Genomic DNA, 16,272 nt, shown 5'->3' on the forward strand with positions numbered 1-16,272 from the left:
GAGCGGGCAAATGACGGCTCGCTATTCTGTACGCAAACGATTCACGAGCCGCACCCCAATCGACAGACGAATGACAACGACGAGGAAGCTATGTCCGAAGCAAGCGTTCCGCTCTGTGTCGATCTCGATGGCACGCTGACCGCCACCGATCTGCTCGTCGAATCGCTTCTTGTGCTCGTCAAGAAGAATCCGCTTTATGCGCTGCTGTGCATCGTCTGGCTGATGCGCGGCAAGGCGCATCTCAAGGCGCAAATCGCGCGGCGCGTGGCTATCGACGTTTCCGTGCTGCCGTACAACGCGCGCTTCGTCGCGTATCTGCACGAGCAGCGTTCGTGCGGACGCGATCTGTACCTGTGCACCGCGTCGAATCAACAGTTCGCCGAACAAATCGCGAAGCACTTCGGCATCTTCAAGGGCGTGCTCGCGAGCGATGAAGCGCACAACCTCAAGGGCCGTCACAAGGCCGGCGCGCTGACGAAAGAGTTCGGCGCGCATGGCTTCGATTACTGCGGCAACGCGCTCGCCGATGTCCCCGTGTGGGAGCAGGCCCGGCAGGCTATCGTCGTGGGCGACCGGCATATCGCGACGGCGGCGGAACGGGTCAACAAGACCATCGTCTTCTTCGAAGAGAAGCGTTCGCTCGTCCTGCTGACGCTGAAAGAGATGCGCGTCTATCAGTGGGTGAAGAACCTGCTGATCTTCGTGCCGCTGCTCGCGTCGCACCGCTTCACCGATCCGTCGATGCTGCTCGCCGAAACCATCGCGTTCTTCTCATTCTGCTTCTGCGCGTCGGCGGTGTATCTGCTCAACGACATGCTCGATCTCGATTCCGACCGCCGTCACGAGAAGAAGCGCAACCGGCCGTTCGCGTCGGGGCAACTGCCGCTCACGTTCGGGATGGCGCTGACGGTAACGCTGCTCGTCGCATCGGCGACGCTCGCGGCGCGGCTCGAACCGAACTTCCAGCTCGTGCTCGGCGGCTATTTCATCGCGACGCTCGCGTATTCGTTCAAGCTCAAGCGCATGATGCTCATCGACGTCTTCACGCTCGCCGCGCTCTATACGTCGCGCATCATCGCGGGCGGCGTGGCGGCGGACATCGTGCTGACCGACTGGCTCATCATGTTCTCGGTGCTCATCTTCCTGAGCCTGGCGATGGTCAAGCGTTACACCGAACTCGACGCCCTCCTTCGCGACGGCAAGGTGTCCGCCGCCGGACGCGGCTACGTCACGCAGGACCTGGGCATTCTTCGTTCGTTCGGCACGGCGTCGGGCTATGCGGCCGTCGTCGTGCTCGCGCTCTATGTGAACTCGGCGGACGTGCGCCTTTTGTATCGGCATCCGCAAGCGCTGTGGGTGCTCTTCGGGCTTCTGTTGTACTGGGTCAGCCGCGTGTGGATGCTCGCGTTTCGCGGCGAAATGCACGACGACCCGGTCGTCTATGCCATCAAGAACCGCCTGAGCCTCTTCGTCATCTGCCTGTGTGTGGCGACGGTGGTCGTCGCGATCTGACCTTCATTCTCGATGCCCTATATCACGCTTCTTTTGAGCGGCACGTGCAGCGCGCTCGCGAGTATCCTGCTGCGTCTCGCGGGCACGCTTCCGGCCGGGAGCGGCGCCTTGCTGTTCGGCATGGAGGCGCGTCCGCTGATCTACCGGCTCGGCGCGATCGGCGCGTACGGCGCGGGCTTCGTGCTGTATGCGCTCGCGTTGAAGCGCGTGGAATTGAGCGTCGCGTATCCGCTGATGGTCGCGGTGACGATTCTCGAAATCATGCTGGTCGGCGTCGTGCTCGGCGAAGCGATGTCGCTGCGCACGCTCGCCGGCGCGACGCTCCTGATCGCAAGCGTGCTGCTGCTCTACGCGCCCGCTGCGACCACCGCGTGAGCCGGCCGCATCGCCAATTCATCCGCGCGGATGATGCTCGCGATGCAGCTTTTGCAGCCGCTCGCGCGCGACGTGCGTGTAGATCTGCGTCGTCGAGATGTCGGAGTGGCCGAGCAGCAATTGCACGACGCGCAAGTCCGCGCCGTGATTGAGCAAATGCGTCGCGAACGCGTGACGGAGCGTATGCGGCGACAGCGGCGCATGCACGCCGCCGTTCAGCGCATGACGCTTGATGATGTTCCAGAACTGCTGGCGCGTCATGCCTTCGCCGCGCGCGGTGACGAAAAGCGCATCGGCGGCGCGCGGGCCGAGCAGCGCGGGCCGTGATTCGCGCAGATATCGCGCGATCCATCCGTGCGCCTCTTCGCCAAACGGCACGAGGCGCTCTTTCGAGCCCTTGCCCATCACGCGAACGATGCCTTCGTTCAAACCCAGCTCGACGGTCTTCAGCGTGACAAGCTCCGTCACGCGCAAGCCGCTTGCGTACATCAGTTCGAGCATCGTGCGATCACGCAGGCCGAGCGGCGTCTCGATGTCTGGCGCGCCAAGCAGCGCTTCGACTTGCGCTTCGTTGAGCGTCGACGGAAAACGCGGCGGCTGCTTGGCCGAACGCAGCTTCAAAGTGGGATCGGCGGATGCGCGATGCTCGCGCAGCGCCCACGCGTAATAGCGGCGAAACACCGAGAGCCGCCGATTCGCGGAGGTCGCCTTGTCGCCGCGGCGCGCGGCCATGTAGCCGTTCATGTCGGCTTCGCTGGCGGTGTCGATGGACGCGCCGCGCGTCTTCGCGAGCCATTCGGCGAAGAGCCGCAAGTCGCGCCGATACGCATCGAGCGAGTTCCTGGCGAGCCCGTGTTCGAGCCACAACGCGTCGCAGAAGAGATCGATCGCGTCGCTGCTCGCGACGAGTTCGGGCGTCTGCGGTTCTTCAGTGATTGCGCTCGTCATCCGATGGATACACCTTCATGCGCCAGCAGCCAGCGCTTCACGTCACGAAAAAAGCCGTCGCCGGGATGATGCGCGAATCCGCCGATCCCGCTCGACGCCACGACCCGGTGGCACGGTATCACGATCGGCAGCGGATTGGAGCCGCACGCCTGCCCGACCGCGCGCGGCACGCTGCCGATCTCGCGCGCAAGCTGACCGTAGGTCCACACCTGCCCCGCCGCGATGCCGCCGATGCCGCGCCACACGCGCTGCTGAAACGCGGTGCCGCCGATGCCGAGCGGCAGATCGAAGCGCATCGACGGCGCGTCGAAATAGCGGCGGATTTGCGCGGCGGCTTCCTGCGCGAGCGGCCTCAGCGGATCGACGGTCGCCGTGTCGTGCGGAAGATAGACGATCTCGCGCACGAAGCGGTCGTCGGCGCGGATGCCGACCCGGCCGAACGGCGCGTCGATGACCGCATCGAATGAGACATCATTCATGCTCGCTTCCTTGCGAAAGTGCCCAGCGCACATGCTCGCGCACGAGTTCCGAAGCATCGTCCGCGCGCGCTCGCAGCGCATGAGCGATCGCCTCGCGTTCGCGCGCATCGAGCGAGACGTCGCGCAACGCGTTGCCCATCGCCACGGCGATATTGCGCAGCCATCGCTCATGGCCGATGCGCCGGATCGCGCTGCCCTGCATGCGCGTGTCGAATTCCTCGGCGGTCCACGCAAAAAGTTCGACAAGCGTCGCGCGATCCAGCCCGTGACGCACATCGAAATCCGCGACCGGCGCGGCCTGCGCGAACTTGTTCCACGGACACACGAGCTGGCAGTCGTCGCATCCGTACACGCGATTGCCGATGAGCGGCCGCATTTCTTCCGGAATGCTGCCGTGCAGTTCGATGGTCAGATACGAGATGCAGCGCCGCGCGTCCACGCGATACGGCCGGACGATCGCGCCCGTCGGACATGCGCCGATGCAACGCGTGCACTGGCCGCAATGCGCTCCGTCGTGCTCGGGCGCGGGATCGACGGGCAGCGGAAGATCGACGTAAATCTCGCCGAGAAAGAAGAGCGAACCGGCGTCGCGATCCAGCAGCAGCGTGTGCTTGCCGCGCCAGCCGTTGCCCGCCTTCTGGGCGAGCGCCACTTCGAGGACCGGCGCGGAATCCGTGAACGCGCGATGCCCGAACGGCCCGATTTCCTTCTCGATACGTTCGGCCAGTTGTTGCAGCCGGTTGCGCATGACCTTGTGATAATCGCGGCCGCGCGCGTAAATCGAGACTTGCGCTTGCGCCGGCTGCCCGAGCCGCTTCCATTCGACCGCGCGCCAGTCGTTCTTCTGACCGTCCGCTGTCGCGACGCTTTCATCGCCCGAATGCGCGAGCGTCGCGGCGGGGAGATAGGCCATGCGCGCCGTGATGACCCGTCGCGTTCCGGCCACAAGCTCGGCCGGCCTCGCGCGTTTCATCCCATGTTTGGCCATATAATCCATTTCGCCGTGATAGCCTGCTTCAAGCCAACTGTTGAGGCCTTCCTCGGCATCCGTCAGGTCGATATCGCTGATTCCGACCGCACCGAATCCCAGCTCGCGCCCCCACGCCTTGATGCGCTGCGCGAGTTCCGCCAGCGCGGCCTCGTCGTTTTCCAAATGATGCAAGGCGCGCAACTCGACGGCGGCGTCGCTCGACGCGGTCGTGACTTCATCGGAGTGTTCCGGCAATCGGTTCATCACGACATTTTACGAGCAATGCCCGAAAGCCCCGCACCATCGACATTCGATTCACCCGCCGCGCTTCTCGAACGCCGCTTCGAATTGCGCGACGAAGCCGCGACGCTCGCGTTCGGTGAGCGCTTCGCGCGCGCCATCGGCGAGACGCGGGCGCAGGCATCGGCTGAACCATTCCACGGCTTGCAAGTCCAGTTGATCGGCGACCTGGGCGCGGGCAAGACCACCCTCGTGCGCGCGACGCTGCGTGCGCTCGGTCATGCGGGCCGCGTCAAAAGCCCGACTTACACGCTCGTCGAGCCGTACTCGCTTCATACTGAAAGCGGCCCGCTCGACGTATATCACTTCGATCTCTATCGCTTCGCCGATCCGGCCGAATGGGCCGATGCCGGTTTTCGCGAGTATTTCGACCGGGGCGCGTTGTGTCTCGTCGAATGGCCGCAGCAAGCGGGCGGCTTGCTCGGCGTGCCGGACCTCGTTTTCGCGCTGACGCTGCCGGATGACGGCATCGCGGGAAACGAAACAACGCAAACGAACGAAGAAGAAGGCCGCGTGCTGACCGCGCGGGCGTTTAGCGAAACAGGAAAGACATGTCTCGAAAGATGCTGATCAAGCCGTTCCATTCGATCGAATCGAGCGCGAGCGCGCCGCACAACTGGCGCAGGCGCCAGGTGTTGCGCGCGGGCGCATCGACGCTCGTGCTCGCGCTCGTCGCGCCGAAGCTCGCGCACGCGAGTTCCGTGCTCGGCGTGCGCGTGTGGCCCGCGCGCGATTACACGCGCGTGACCATCGAATCGGACCAGCCGCTCACCAACAGCAACCAGTTGCTTCAGGGGCCGGACAGGCTCGTCGTCGATCTCAACGGCATCGATCTCGATCAGGCGTTGCGCGAGCTCGTCTCGAAGATCACGCCGAACGATCCGCAGATTCAGGCCGTGCGCGTCGGGCAATATCAGCCGCATGTCGTGCGGATGGTGTTCGACCTCAAGGGTTCGGTGAAGCCGCAGGTGTTCACGCTCGGGCCGATCGGCAGCTACAAGTACCGGCTCGTGTTCGACCTGTATCCGGCCGTCGCGCCCGATCCGCTGATGGAGCTGCTCGCGCAGACCGAGCGCAAGCAGGAGGCGTTCGACCGCGCGAATCCGAATCCGTCCGCGCCGCCGCCCGCGACGCTTTCCGGGCCGGCCACCACGCAGAAGCCGCTCGCGCAGGATTCCACGGACGACTTTTTCCAGAAGTACGCGCAGGGCGATCTCTCGAACGACACGCCTGCGCCTTCCGTTCCGAAGCCGGCGATACCGGTGCCGACGCCCGCGCCGAAGCCGCGCGTCGTGCCGCCCGTTATCGCCAAAAAGAACGACGACGACAATGACCAGTTCGCGTTCTCCACGCCGAAGCAAGATCGTTCGGGCACGACGCGCCTCCTGACCGTCGCGATCGATCCGGGTCACGGCGGCGAAGACCCTGGCGCGATCGGCGGCAGCGGCACGTATGAAAAGCACGTCGCGCTCGATATCGCGAAGAAGCTGCGCGCGAAGATCGACGCCCAGCCGAACATGCGCGCGATGATGACCCGCGACGCCGACTTCTTCGTGCCGCTCAACGTGCGCGTGCAGAAGGCGCAGCGCGTCTCGGCGGACCTTTTCGTGTCGATTCACGCGGATGCGTTCACCTCGCCCGACGCGCGCGGTTCCTCCGTCTTCGCGTTGTCGGAGCACGGCGCGTCGAGCGCGGCGGCGCGCTGGATGGCGGCCAAGGAGAATTCGTCGGATCAGGTCGGCGGCATCAACGTGAAGTCGCAGGACGCGAGCGTGAACCGCGCGCTCTTCGACATGTCGACGACCGCGCAGATTCGCGACTCGATGCGTTACGGCAGCTTCGTGCTGAACGAGATCGGCGGGATCAACAAGCTGCACAAGGGATCGGTCGAGCAGGCGGGCTTCGCCGTGCTGAAAGCGCCGGATATTCCGTCGATCCTCGTGGAAACCGCGTTCATCAGCAATCCGGACGAGGAAGCGCGACTCAACGACGACGCGTATCGCGACAAGATGGCCAACGCGATCATGAAGGGCATCAAGCGGTATTTCGCGGCCAATCCGCCACTCGCGAAGAGCCGCATGACCTGATGCGCTTTCAGCGGAGGCGTGAGCGCGCCTCCGCGAACCTCACCGCGCCGCCGACACGAACCGCTGCGCGATCCGCCCGCCGAACACGTTCACCGCGAGCCCCGCCATGACGAGCGCCGCGCCCGCGACTTCCATCGCGCTCATGCCTTCATCCAGAAACAGCGCCGCCGACGCCAGCCCGATCACCGGCACGAGCAGCGAAAACGGCGCGACATGCCCCGCCGGATAGCGCGCGAGCAGCTTGCCCCACAAGCTATAGCCGACGAGCGTGGCAACGAACGCGAGATAGCACACCGCGAGCACCGACACGAGCGGAATGGCCGCGAGGCTCGACGCGATGCGCGCCGGGCCTTCGAAAATCAGCGAAAGCGCGAGGAACGGCAGCGGCGGAATCAGGCTCGCCCACACGACAAGCGACAGCAGATCCACCTTGCCCATGCGCTTGGTCGCGATATTGCCGAGCGCCCACATCGACGCCGCCCCGAGCGTGAAGAGAAAGCCGGTGAGCGTCATGGCCTGGCCGCCGTGCATGCCGATCAGCGCGAGGCCCGCCGCCGCGATCACGAGACCGAGCACGTTCGCCGCGCGAATGCGCTCGCCCAGGAACATCGCCGCGAAGATGAGCGTGAAGAACGCCTGCGCCTGCAGGACGAGCGACGCAAGGCCCGCCGGCATGCCGACCGCCATGCCGTAGAAGAGCAGCGCGAACTGCCCGAGCGAAATGGTGAGGCCGTAGGCGAAGAGCCATCGCAGCGGAATTTGCGGGCGCTTGACGAAGAAAGCGGGCAAGGCCGCGAGCGCGAAACGCAGCGCGCCGAGCAGCATCGGCGGGACGCCATGCAGTCCCAGCTTGATGACGACGAAGTTCACGCCCCACGCAAAAATGACCACCGTTGCAATCAGCAAATCCTTCGGCGACATCGCCACTCTCCTTTTTCGCGCGCAAGAGGCGCAATCGGACGAGTGTAGCGAAGCGGCATTGCGAAGGATTGTGAAAAACTGCGCTCGACGTGGGATTGGCGGGATCGACTAAAAAGCGAAAAGCGCCCGCACCGCCGAACGGCACGGGCGCTTCACGCGCTCCCGAAGGCGCCGCGCTTACTTGCTCTGGCCGGATTCCGTGCCCGCGTCGTTGCCGGTTTCGGCGGCCGGCGTCTTCTTGGTCGCCGCCGACGACTGCGTGCCGTGCTTGTGCATCTTGTGATGCTTCTTCGTCGTCGTGCCGGACGTGCCCATCGACGCGTCGCCGCCTTGCGTGGTGGCCGCGCCCGTATCGCCGCCCATGGCAGCCGACGAATTCCCCGACGAGGTCTGCGCAAACGCGCCCGTGGCGGCCGTTGCAGTGAAAAGGCCCGCGGTGATGGCGATCAACAGCTTGTTCTTGCTCATTGTTTCCCTCTCCTATCAAGATTGCGCGACCTGCACGCATGCTTCAAAAAGCGCGGCCGGTCACGACCGCACGGAACGTTGGAAGGGTCGGCGCACGCGGAACCGCCGGGCAATGCGCCGCTTCGCGGCCACCGGTAGAATCAACGGTTCAGGTGCGCCATTCCGGCGCCCGCCTTCATCCGGTGAACCGCCATGTCCTCGACGATTCGCGCGCAGTTGAAACCTCACGAACACGATGTCGGCGGCCTCATGGTGAGACGCGTCCTTCCCGCGCTCGCCGCACGCACCGTCGGACCCTTCATCTTCTTCGACCACATCGGACCCGCAACCGTCGTGCCCGGCAAGGGCCTCGACGTGCGGCCGCATCCGCATATCGGCCTCGCCACGGTCACGTATCTCTTCGACGGCGCGATCATGCATCGCGACAGCGTGGGCTCCGTGCAGAAGATCGTTCCCGGCGATGTCAACTGGATGACCGCCGGGCGCGGCATCGTCCATTCGGAGCGCACGCCGGACGAAGAGCGCGCGAGCGGCCAGTCGATGCACGGCATCCAGACGTGGGTCGCGCTGCCGGTCGCGAGCGAGGACGTGGAGCCGTCGTTCGAACATCACGCGGCGGCGACGTTGCCGCAAATCGAGCGCGACGGCGTCACGCTGCGCGTGATCGCGGGCAGCGCGTTCGGCGCGACCGCCCCGACGCGCACTTTTTCGCCGACGCTCTACGTCGCCGCGCACTTCGCGGCCGACAGCGAACTCACGCTCGATGCGGAGCACGAGGAACGCGGCGTGTATCTCGTCGACGGCGACCTGTCGATCGACGGCGAACCCGCCGCGCCGCAGCAAATGTCGCTGCTGAATTCGGGCGCGTCGGTGCGGCTCGCAAGCGCGGGCGGCGCGGTCGTGATGCTGCTCGGCGGCGCGCCGCTCGACGGCACGCGCTTCATCGAATGGAACTTCGTCTCCAGTTCGCGGGACAAGATCGAAGCGGCGAAACAGGCGTGGAGCGAACAGCGCATGGGCCATGTTCCCGGCGAAACCGAGTTCATCCCGCTGCCGCCGCCGCGCCGCGAATCGCGCGCGCCCGAGGCATGAGGCGTGCGAAGCCCATTGACAGGCCCGGGCGTCGTCCCCATCTAAGAATTTCGAGATAGTTCGCCAGCAGAGGAGAGAACGCATGGATACCACCCTTGCCACATTCGAGAACGACGTGATCAACGCGTCGATGCTCGCGCCCGTCCTCGTGGATTTCTGGGCGCCCTGGTGCGGCCCTTGCAAGACGCTCGGCCCGATGCTGGAAAGGCTCGAAGCCGAAGCCGGCGGCAAATGGAAGCTCGTGAAGGTGAACGTCGACGAGAACCCGGAACTCTCGCAGCACTTTCAGGTGCGCAGCATTCCGCACGTGATCGCGTTCGCGGACGGGCATCCGATCGATCAGTTCATTGGCGTGCTGCCCGAAGGCGAGTTGCGCGCGTTTCTCGACAAGCTCGTGCCGGACGGCGCCGATTCCGAGCGCCGCGCCGCGCACAACGCGTGGGCGACGGGAAAGCGCAAGGAGGCGATCGATCGCATCAAGGCCGCGCTCGCGCTCGATCCCGGCTACGACGACGCCCGCCTCGACCTGATCGAATGGCTGCTCGCGGAGCGGCGCATCGACGAGGCGAAGGAAGAGGACAAGCTGCTTTCGCCGAAGACGACGCAGGGCATCGACGCGCGCTACAACGCGCTGAAGACCGAGCTCGACGCCGCCGAAGCCGCAGCCGACCTCCCGCCCGCCGACGCGCTGATCGACGCCGTCAACGCGAATCCCGACGATCTCGAAGCGCGCTTCGCACTCGCGAACCGGCTGATCGCAGGCCGCGACTATGCGGGCGCGCTGGAGCATCTGCTCGCCATTGTCGAACGCGACCGCGCTTTCATGGACGATGTCGGCCGCAAGACGATGCTGTCGGTGTTCGAACTCGCGTCGAATCAGCCCGATCTCGTGTCGCACTGGCGGCGCAGGCTGAGCATGGCGATCAACTGACCGCGTTTTATTACCCGCTGAAACGAGAACGGCCAGCTACGTAAGCTGGCCGTTTGTCCATCCGCATCAAACGACGGTCACGCCGCCCGCTTCGCCAGTTCCCGCAGCACGAACGCCGCCGCCGCGAAGCCGAAGCTCGCGGTCACGCACACGCTCGACCCGAAGCCCGCGCAATTCAACCCGACCGGACCCGCGTAATTCGCGCCCGTTTCCAGATGCTCCGCGCCCTGGCTGATGTCGCACGCGGGCGCGTCGGGATAAATCAGCGGCTCGTCCGAATACACCGCGCTCACCTTGAAACGCGACTTCGGCCCGCGCGGAAAGCCGTGCTGCTTGCGCAACTGGCCGCGCACCTTTGAAAGCAGCGGGTCCTGAATGGTGAGCGCGAGATCGTCGATGCGGATGCGCGTCGGATCGAGCTGCCCGCCCGCGCCGCCCACGGTAATGAGCGCCTGCTTGCGCGCGACGCACCACGCGATCAGCGCGGTCTTGGTGCGCACGCTGTCGATCGCATCGACGATGAAATCGAAGCCGCCGCCGAGCGTCGCATCGAAATTGCCGGGTTCGACGAAGTCCTCTATCTGCCGCACGTCGCACGCCGGATCGATCAGCGCGATGCGTTCGGCCATCGCGGTCACTTTCGCCTTGCCGTAGTTGCCGTCGAGCGCGTGAATCTGCCGGTTCGTGTTGCTTTCGGCGACGTTATCGAGATCGATCAGCGTCAGCTTGCCGACCGCGCTGCGCGCGAGCGCTTCCGCCACCCACGATCCCACGCCGCCGATGCCGATCACCGCGACATGCGCGCGTTCGAACGTGTCGAGCGCGCTCGCGCCGTACAAGCGTGCGATGCCGCCGAAGCGCCGCTCGCGGTCGGCCAGGTCTTCAGCGGATAGCGTGTCAGTGGCGGTGGCGTCGGATGAAGTCATGTAGGTACACGTGAGTGAAGGACGGAAAGTACGCCCAGCAAGGCTTACAGGCGGCTGTCGCGCACAAAAAGTTCGCAGTCCGTTCATGCAAAATGCGGCCGAATTGCGTATTCTGCCTTATCGATACCGAAGACGTGATAGCCGCACCCGATGTCATTGGAGAAATATGTCTCAGATATCCGAAGCTTTGACGATGATCATTGCAAGCTTGGCGTAATCGGGGCAAGAACGTTTCACCTTGGCTATACTGACGCGACTGTAGCGTTTGCATAAAAATGACGACCCTAGCAGACCTCCGTAAAGACTATTCTCGCGGCGCGCTCGACGCCGCTCACGTCGATTCCAATCCGGTGAGCCAGTTCCAGACCTGGTTCGCCCAGGCCCTCGACGCCAAACTGCCCGAACCCAACGCCATGACGCTCGCCACGGTCGATGCACGAGGCCGCCCGTCCGCGCGCATCGTGCTGATCAAGGGCGTCGACGATCGCGGCTTCGTTTTTTTCACCAATTACGATAGCCGCAAGGGCCGCGAAATCGCCGAGAACCCTGCTGCCAGTCTGCTGTTTCATTGGATCGAACTCGAGCGTCAGGTGCGCATCGAGGGCACGGTCGTGAAAACGAGCGACGCGGAGAGCGATGCCTACTACGCGTCGCGTCCGCTCGGCTCGCGCATCGGCGCATGGGCGTCGGATCAGAGCCAGCCGATCGACAGCCGCGAAACGCTCGAAGCGCGCGAACGCGAAATGATCGCGCTTTATGGCGACGCGCCGCCGCGCCCGCCGCACTGGGGCGGCTACCGCCTCGTGCCCGACACCATCGAATTCTGGCAGGGACGGCCGTCGCGGCTGCACGATCGCATCGTCTATACGCGCGACAGCGCGAACGGCCCGTGGCGCATCACGCGGCTCGCACCGTGACGCAGGCGCACCGGCAGGCGGACTGAAGAAGACCGCCCGGCACACGGCAGGACGCGGCACGGCAACGAACATGAAGGCGCGAGCCTTCACCTTGGATTTTCTTAGCGCGGAGAAACAAGCATGTTCTGGGAGAAGAAGCTGACGCAATGGGTGGAGGAAGTGCGGGAGAGGGCCAACCTGCCCGCGCGCCTCGTGCTGTGGGACGGACAGCAGCACGATTTCGGCCGCTTCGCCGCGCCTCAGGTGACGCTGCACGTGAAGAGCGCAACCGCGCTGCCGTATTTGCTCGAACCGAGTCTCGACAATCTCGGCGAAGCGTATGTGAAGGGCAAGATCGATATCGAGGGCAAGCTCTCGGACATCATCGACATCGGCTATTCGCTTGCCAAGAGCACCGTCACGAACGCCGGCAAGCTCGCCCGCGTGCGACGCTACTTCACGCACTCGAAGACGTCGGACAGGAAAGCCATTCAGTACCACTACGATGTGTCGAACGAGTTCTATCAGCTCTGGCTCGACAAGAACATGGTGTACTCCTGCGCGTATTTCGAGAACGGCGACGAAGACCTCGCCACCGCGCAGATCAAGAAGATCGATCACATTCTCACCAAGATTCAGGTGCAGCCGGGGCACCGTCTGCTCGATATCGGCTGCGGCTGGGGCGCGCTCGTCATTCGCGCGGCGCAGAAGTTCGGCGCGCAATGCGTGGGCGTCACGCTCTCGGAAAACCAGTTCAAGCTCGCGACGCAGCGCGTGAAAGACGCCGGTCTCGAAGGCCAGATCGAGATCCGGCTGCAGGATTATCGCGACGTGCCGGGCCAGTTCGACCGCATCACGAGCGTCGGCATGTTCGAGCACGTCGGGCGCAAGAATCTGCCCGGTTATTTCGCGAAGATGCACGATCTGCTCGTCGATGACGGCGTCGCGATGAATCACGGCATCACGTCGTCGGATGCCGACAGCGGCGAGACGTCGCTCGGCGGCGGCGAGTTCATCGACAAGTACGTGTTCCCGGACGGCGAGCTGCCGCATATCAGCCTCGCGCTCGAAAGCATGCAGCGCGGCGGACTGGAGGCCGTGGACGTCGAAAGCCTGCGCCGCCATTACGCGCACACGCTCGACCTCTGGGCGGACAACTTCGAGGCGCACGCGGAAGAAGCGAAGAAGCTCGTCGATGACGAAAAATTCCGCATCTGGCGCGTGTATCTGGCGGGCTGCGCGTATGCGTTCGAAAACGACGACGTGTCGATCTATCAGGTCGTCTGCCGCAAGGCAGGACGCAGCGCGAAGACGCTGCCGTGGTCGCGGCGTTATATCTACGAGAAGCCGCTCTGAACCAGCCGCAAACGCTGATCGACACCGGCGCGGACGACGACGAACAGTTCGACCTGTTCGGGTCCGCCGCGCCGGATTCCGTGGCGCAACCGGCCAAGCCGGGCAAGTCGGGTAAGTCGGCCAAGTCGATCAAGCCGCGCGCCGTCCTGCCCGCGCCGATGCAGCCGGAATTGGAAGCGATCGCGCATCGCCTGCCGGCGCGCGTTCATCTCGGCACATCGACATGGTCGTTTCCGGGCTGGCGCGGCGTCGTCTACGGCGACGATTATTCGAACACCAAACTTTCCCGCGACGGCCTCGCCGCCTACGCCGCGCATCCGCTATTGAAGAGCGTGTCGATCGACCGCTCGTTCTACGCGCCGCTGTCGCTCGCGGAGTATGCGCGATACGCATCGCAGGTGCCGGCGCATTTTCGCTTCATCGTGAAAGCGCCCGCTTCCGTCACCGATGCCTTCATTCGCGGCGAACGCGGCGCGCCCGCTTCCGAGAACCCCGCGTTCCTGAACGCGCAAATTGCCATCGACGAATTCGTGACGCCGTGCATCGGCGGACTGGGCGAGAAGGCGGGCGCGCCCGTATTCCAGATTCCGCCGCTGCCGGACGCGATGATCGTCGAACCGTCGCGCTTCATCGACCGTCTCGCGGCATTTCTAGGCGCGTTGCCGCCGCTCGAAGGCGACGCGTGCTACGCCGTCGAACTGCGCGACGCGGTGATGCTGACGCCGCGTTTCATCCGAACGCTCCGCGACGCGAACGTGCGGTACTGCGTCGGCGTGCACGCGCGCATGCCGGACGTGCGTCGGCAGGCAAAGGCGCTGGCGCTGCTGGACGAAGACAGGTTGGGACCGCTCGTCGTGCGCTGGAGTTTGCACAGCGGCTTTCGCTACGAGCAGGCGAAGGCGAAGTACGAGCCGTTCGACAGAATCGTCGATGAAGATCTCGATACGCGCAAAGCGTTGGCCGAACTGGCCGCGCAATACGCGATCGCGGGCCAGCCGGTGGTGATCGCGGCGAACAACAAGGCGGAAGGCTCCGCGCCGCTGACGTGCTTCGAGCTGGCGCGCGGCATCGCAACGGAGTGCGAGCGCGCGCAGTCGAACTCGGAGAATTAACGCAGCATCACGCCTTCAGCCGATGCGCGAACTTCTTGCGGAACTTCGCCACCTTCGGCCCGACGATCGCCGCGCAATAACCCTGGTTCGGATGCTGCGCGAAGAAGTTCTGGTGATACGCCTCGGCGGGATAGTAGTCGTCGGCGAGCGGCGTGACCTCCGTCACGATCTTGCCGCCGTAAATGTCCTCGCGTTGAAGTTCGTCGATCACTTCGAGCGCAACCTGGCGCTGCTCGTCCGAATGCGTGAACACCGCCGAGCGATACTGCGTGCCGACATCGTTGCCCTGCCGATTGATCTGCGTCGGATCGTGCGTCGCGAAGAAAATCTCGAGAATCTCGCGATAGCCGATGACAGCCGGATCGAATACGACCTTCACCACTTCCGCGTGGCCGGTGTCGCCCTCGCAAACCTGCTCGTACGACGGATTCACCACCTGGCCGCCCGCATAGCCCGATTCCACCGACTCCACGCCTTCCACCGCCAGAAACACGGCTTCGGTGCACCAGAAACAACCACCGCCGAGCGTCGCGGTTTCGAGTCTCTTCTGTGCGTTTTGCTGGGTCATGCCTGCTCCTCGTCACGTTCGTGCGGCCACGCCGCGGACCCTCCATGTGGTTGCGCGACGCCGCTTCTTCAATCAGACGAGCTTACCGGCTTTTACAAAGCGGCGTTGGCCACACTGCCGGTACTGGCTTATGGCGGCTTCCGATGGCCGATTCCGCTAGAATCGACACAAATCTACAGCTTTTTATGTTTTCAGAAAAAATCGTTCCGACTCAGGCGCGACGCGCGGCCGGCTCGGCGGCACACGACACACTCGACCGTTCACTCGCCCGCACAGTTGCCAAATGACACGCGCCAAAACTCCGAATTTCGACCCGACCGCTTTCCGCGCCGCGCTCGGCCAGTTTGCGACCGGCGTGACCGTCATCACCACGCGCACCGATTCCGGCCAGTTGATCGGCATCACCGCGAGTTCGTTCAATTCCGTTTCGCTCGATCCGCCGCTCGTGCTGTGGAGTCTTTCCACGCGCTCGGCGTCGATGCCCGTTTTCCGCTCGAATAGCCATTACGTCGTGAACGTGCTGGCGGCTTCTCAGATCGATCTGTGCCGGCGCTTCGCCACGGTCAAGGGCGACCGCTTCGCGGGCGTGTCGCACGCGGCGGGCGATACCGGCATGCCCGTGCTCGACGGCGCGCTCGCCTGGTTCGAATGCCACAATCGCAGCCGCTACGACGAAGGCGATCACGTGATCTTCGTCGGCGAAGTGGAACGCTGCGGCGTGCGCGAGAACGCGTCCGAAGTCGCGCCGCTCGTGTTTCAGGCGGGCGGATTCCACACGATCGGACCGCTCGAATAAGGCCTCGTCCGGCCGCAGCCTCAGGCGTGCGGCGCGCCGCGCGACGGCTGATCGATCAACGCGACGGGCACGCCCGCGTCGTCCTTCATGGTCTGCAACACGATGTTCGAGCGAATGTCGATCACGCCCGGCGCCTTGTAGAGCTTCGTCAGGATGAAATCGGAGTAGTGCTTGAGGTTGTGCGCGAGCACGCGCAGCACGTAGTGCGTGTCGCCGGTCACGACGAACGCGCCGACCACTTCCGGCCATTCGCGCACCGCCGCCGCGAACTTCTCGTGCCAGTTTTCCTGATCGTTGCGCATGGAGACGTGGACGAACGCCTCCAGTTCGATGCCCAGCCGCTCCCGATCCAGGCACGCGCGATAACTCGCGATCACGCCTTCTTCTTCGAGCAGGCGCATTCGGCGCAGGCACGCCGACGGCGAAAGCGAAATGCGCTCCGCCAGGTCCAGGTTGCTGATCCGTCCATCTTCCTGCAATACCGCCAGAATTCGGCAATCCGTTGCATCGAGCGTGAATCCGGTCACTTTTTAGC

Annotated in this window: 18 protein-coding genes; 10 read left to right on the forward strand and 8 right to left on the reverse strand. The window is 64.6% G+C overall.

The features are described from left to right. Positions 1-90: 90 nt before the first annotated feature. Both AWB72_RS19540 and AWB72_RS19545 read left to right on the forward strand, forming a co-directional pair. Positions 91-1,512 carry a UbiA family prenyltransferase gene (locus AWB72_RS19540; RefSeq protein ID WP_087128524.1) on the forward strand — a complete coding sequence of 474 codons (1,422 nt, stop codon included), beginning with the start codon at positions 91-93 and terminating at the stop codon, positions 1,510-1,512. Between the two features lie 12 nt (positions 1,513-1,524). After that, the gene (locus AWB72_RS19545; RefSeq protein WP_087128525.1) at positions 1,525-1,887 is read left to right on the forward strand and encodes an SMR family transporter; all 363 of its coding nucleotides are present in this window, start codon (positions 1,525-1,527) and stop codon (positions 1,885-1,887) included. Positions 1,888-1,905: 18 nt separating this feature from the next. Here AWB72_RS19545 and xerD read toward each other — a convergent pair whose 3' ends face one another. From xerD to queG, 3 genes are read right to left on the reverse strand one after another with little or no spacing between them, the layout of a single operon-like run. Then, positions 1,906-2,835 carry a site-specific tyrosine recombinase XerD gene (gene xerD, locus AWB72_RS19550; protein WP_087128527.1) on the reverse strand — a complete coding sequence of 310 codons (930 nt, stop codon included), beginning with the start codon at positions 2,833-2,835 and terminating at the stop codon, positions 1,906-1,908. Further along, on the reverse strand, positions 2,832-3,314 hold the full coding sequence (locus AWB72_RS19555; protein ID WP_087128528.1) for a methylated-DNA--[protein]-cysteine S-methyltransferase: 483 nt from the start codon (positions 3,312-3,314) through the stop codon (positions 2,832-2,834). The genes xerD and AWB72_RS19555 overlap by 4 nt, the downstream gene beginning before the upstream one ends. Beyond that, positions 3,307-4,548 (reverse strand): tRNA epoxyqueuosine(34) reductase QueG, encoded by a 1,242-nt coding sequence (queG, locus tag AWB72_RS19560; RefSeq protein WP_096030989.1) that lies wholly within the window; start codon positions 4,546-4,548, stop codon positions 3,307-3,309. The genes AWB72_RS19555 and queG overlap by 8 nt, the downstream gene beginning before the upstream one ends. 18 nt (positions 4,549-4,566) lie before the next feature. Between queG and tsaE the strand changes: the two genes are divergently transcribed. Further along, complete coding sequence (gene tsaE, locus AWB72_RS19565; protein WP_040051123.1) at positions 4,567-5,154, forward strand: tRNA (adenosine(37)-N6)-threonylcarbamoyltransferase complex ATPase subunit type 1 TsaE; 588 nt, start codon at positions 4,567-4,569, stop codon at positions 5,152-5,154. After that, on the forward strand, positions 5,136-6,671 hold the full coding sequence (locus AWB72_RS19570; protein WP_087128530.1) for an N-acetylmuramoyl-L-alanine amidase: 1,536 nt from the start codon (positions 5,136-5,138) through the stop codon (positions 6,669-6,671). The genes tsaE and AWB72_RS19570 overlap by 19 nt, the downstream gene beginning before the upstream one ends. A 39-nt stretch (positions 6,672-6,710) precedes the next feature. On the opposite strand, the gene AWB72_RS19575 is transcribed toward AWB72_RS19570, so the two are convergent. Both AWB72_RS19575 and AWB72_RS19580 read right to left on the reverse strand, forming a co-directional pair. Beyond that, on the reverse strand, positions 6,711-7,592 hold the full coding sequence (locus AWB72_RS19575) for an EamA family transporter (protein WP_087128532.1): 882 nt from the start codon (positions 7,590-7,592) through the stop codon (positions 6,711-6,713). 177 nt (positions 7,593-7,769) lie between these two features. Further along, on the reverse strand, positions 7,770-8,060 hold the full coding sequence (locus AWB72_RS19580) for a hypothetical protein (RefSeq protein ID WP_040051126.1): 291 nt from the start codon (positions 8,058-8,060) through the stop codon (positions 7,770-7,772). 192 nt (positions 8,061-8,252) lie between these two features. Between AWB72_RS19580 and AWB72_RS19585 the strand changes: the two genes are divergently transcribed. After that, positions 8,253-9,152 (forward strand): pirin family protein, encoded by a 900-nt coding sequence (locus AWB72_RS19585; protein WP_087128533.1) that lies wholly within the window; start codon positions 8,253-8,255, stop codon positions 9,150-9,152. An 82-nt stretch (positions 9,153-9,234) separates the two neighbouring features. Beyond that, the gene (gene trxA, locus AWB72_RS19590) at positions 9,235-10,083 is read left to right on the forward strand and encodes a thioredoxin (RefSeq protein WP_087128535.1); all 849 of its coding nucleotides are present in this window, start codon (positions 9,235-9,237) and stop codon (positions 10,081-10,083) included. Positions 10,084-10,160: 77 nt separating this feature from the next. On the opposite strand, the gene AWB72_RS19595 is transcribed toward trxA, so the two are convergent. Further along, positions 10,161-11,009, reverse strand: coding sequence for a tRNA threonylcarbamoyladenosine dehydratase (locus AWB72_RS19595; RefSeq protein ID WP_087128536.1), 849 nt, complete (start codon positions 11,007-11,009; stop codon positions 10,161-10,163). A 275-nt stretch (positions 11,010-11,284) separates the two neighbouring features. Between AWB72_RS19595 and pdxH the strand changes: the two genes are divergently transcribed. The 3 genes from pdxH to AWB72_RS19610 all read left to right on the forward strand — a co-directional run bounded on the left by pdxH (position 11,285) and on the right by AWB72_RS19610 (position 14,373). Further along, positions 11,285-11,926: a pyridoxamine 5'-phosphate oxidase gene (pdxH, locus tag AWB72_RS19600; RefSeq protein WP_087128538.1), complete on the forward strand. Its 642-nt coding sequence runs from the start codon at positions 11,285-11,287 to the stop codon at positions 11,924-11,926. Positions 11,927-12,046: 120 nt separating this feature from the next. Beyond that, the gene (locus tag AWB72_RS19605; RefSeq protein ID WP_087128539.1) at positions 12,047-13,261 is read left to right on the forward strand and encodes a class I SAM-dependent methyltransferase; all 1,215 of its coding nucleotides are present in this window, start codon (positions 12,047-12,049) and stop codon (positions 13,259-13,261) included. A 14-nt stretch (positions 13,262-13,275) separates the two neighbouring features. Next, positions 13,276-14,373 carry a DUF72 domain-containing protein gene (locus AWB72_RS19610; RefSeq protein WP_087128640.1) on the forward strand — a complete coding sequence of 366 codons (1,098 nt, stop codon included), beginning with the start codon at positions 13,276-13,278 and terminating at the stop codon, positions 14,371-14,373. A 7-nt stretch (positions 14,374-14,380) separates the two neighbouring features. Here AWB72_RS19610 and msrA read toward each other — a convergent pair whose 3' ends face one another. Then, entirely contained in the window at positions 14,381-14,941 is a 561-nt protein-coding gene (msrA, locus tag AWB72_RS19615; RefSeq protein WP_087128541.1) for a peptide-methionine (S)-S-oxide reductase MsrA, read from the reverse strand. A gap of 283 nt (positions 14,942-15,224) precedes the next feature. Between msrA and AWB72_RS19620 the strand changes: the two genes are divergently transcribed. Next, the gene (locus AWB72_RS19620; protein ID WP_040051132.1) at positions 15,225-15,737 is read left to right on the forward strand and encodes a flavin reductase family protein; all 513 of its coding nucleotides are present in this window, start codon (positions 15,225-15,227) and stop codon (positions 15,735-15,737) included. Positions 15,738-15,757: 20 nt separating this feature from the next. Here AWB72_RS19620 and AWB72_RS19625 read toward each other — a convergent pair whose 3' ends face one another. Continuing rightward, entirely contained in the window at positions 15,758-16,264 is a 507-nt protein-coding gene (locus tag AWB72_RS19625; RefSeq protein ID WP_087128542.1) for an Lrp/AsnC family transcriptional regulator, read from the reverse strand. Between the last annotated feature and the right edge of the window lie 8 nt (positions 16,265-16,272).

It is taken from the genome of Caballeronia concitans, assembly GCF_001544615.1.
Classification (GTDB): Bacteria; Pseudomonadota; Gammaproteobacteria; order Burkholderiales; family Burkholderiaceae; genus Caballeronia; species Caballeronia concitans.

Excerpts from the sequence above, each read along its gene's own strand:
- AWB72_RS19540 (WP_087128524.1), top strand. The coding sequence starts at position 91 with ATGTCCGAAGCAAGCGTTCCGCTCTGTGTCGATCTCGATGGCACGCTG.
- AWB72_RS19545 (WP_087128525.1), top strand. The coding sequence starts at position 1,525 with ATGCCCTATATCACGCTTCTTTTGAGCGGCACGTGCAGCGCGCTCGCG.
- xerD (WP_087128527.1), bottom strand. The coding sequence starts at position 2,835 with ATGACGAGCGCAATCACTGAAGAACCGCAGACGCCCGAACTCGTCGCG.
- AWB72_RS19555 (WP_087128528.1), bottom strand. The coding sequence starts at position 3,314 with ATGAATGATGTCTCATTCGATGCGGTCATCGACGCGCCGTTCGGCCGG.
- queG (WP_096030989.1), bottom strand. The coding sequence starts at position 4,548 with ATGAACCGATTGCCGGAACACTCCGATGAAGTCACGACCGCGTCGAGC.
- tsaE (WP_040051123.1), top strand. The coding sequence starts at position 4,567 with ATGCCCGAAAGCCCCGCACCATCGACATTCGATTCACCCGCCGCGCTT.
- AWB72_RS19570 (WP_087128530.1), top strand. The coding sequence starts at position 5,136 with ATGTCTCGAAAGATGCTGATCAAGCCGTTCCATTCGATCGAATCGAGC.
- AWB72_RS19575 (WP_087128532.1), bottom strand. The coding sequence starts at position 7,592 with ATGTCGCCGAAGGATTTGCTGATTGCAACGGTGGTCATTTTTGCGTGG.
- AWB72_RS19580 (WP_040051126.1), bottom strand. The coding sequence starts at position 8,060 with ATGAGCAAGAACAAGCTGTTGATCGCCATCACCGCGGGCCTTTTCACT.
- AWB72_RS19585 (WP_087128533.1), top strand. The coding sequence starts at position 8,253 with ATGTCCTCGACGATTCGCGCGCAGTTGAAACCTCACGAACACGATGTC.
- trxA (WP_087128535.1), top strand. The coding sequence starts at position 9,235 with ATGGATACCACCCTTGCCACATTCGAGAACGACGTGATCAACGCGTCG.
- AWB72_RS19595 (WP_087128536.1), bottom strand. The coding sequence starts at position 11,009 with ATGACTTCATCCGACGCCACCGCCACTGACACGCTATCCGCTGAAGAC.
- pdxH (WP_087128538.1), top strand. The coding sequence starts at position 11,285 with ATGACGACCCTAGCAGACCTCCGTAAAGACTATTCTCGCGGCGCGCTC.
- AWB72_RS19605 (WP_087128539.1), top strand. The coding sequence starts at position 12,047 with ATGTTCTGGGAGAAGAAGCTGACGCAATGGGTGGAGGAAGTGCGGGAG.
- msrA (WP_087128541.1), bottom strand. The coding sequence starts at position 14,941 with ATGACCCAGCAAAACGCACAGAAGAGACTCGAAACCGCGACGCTCGGC.
- AWB72_RS19620 (WP_040051132.1), top strand. The coding sequence starts at position 15,225 with ATGACACGCGCCAAAACTCCGAATTTCGACCCGACCGCTTTCCGCGCC.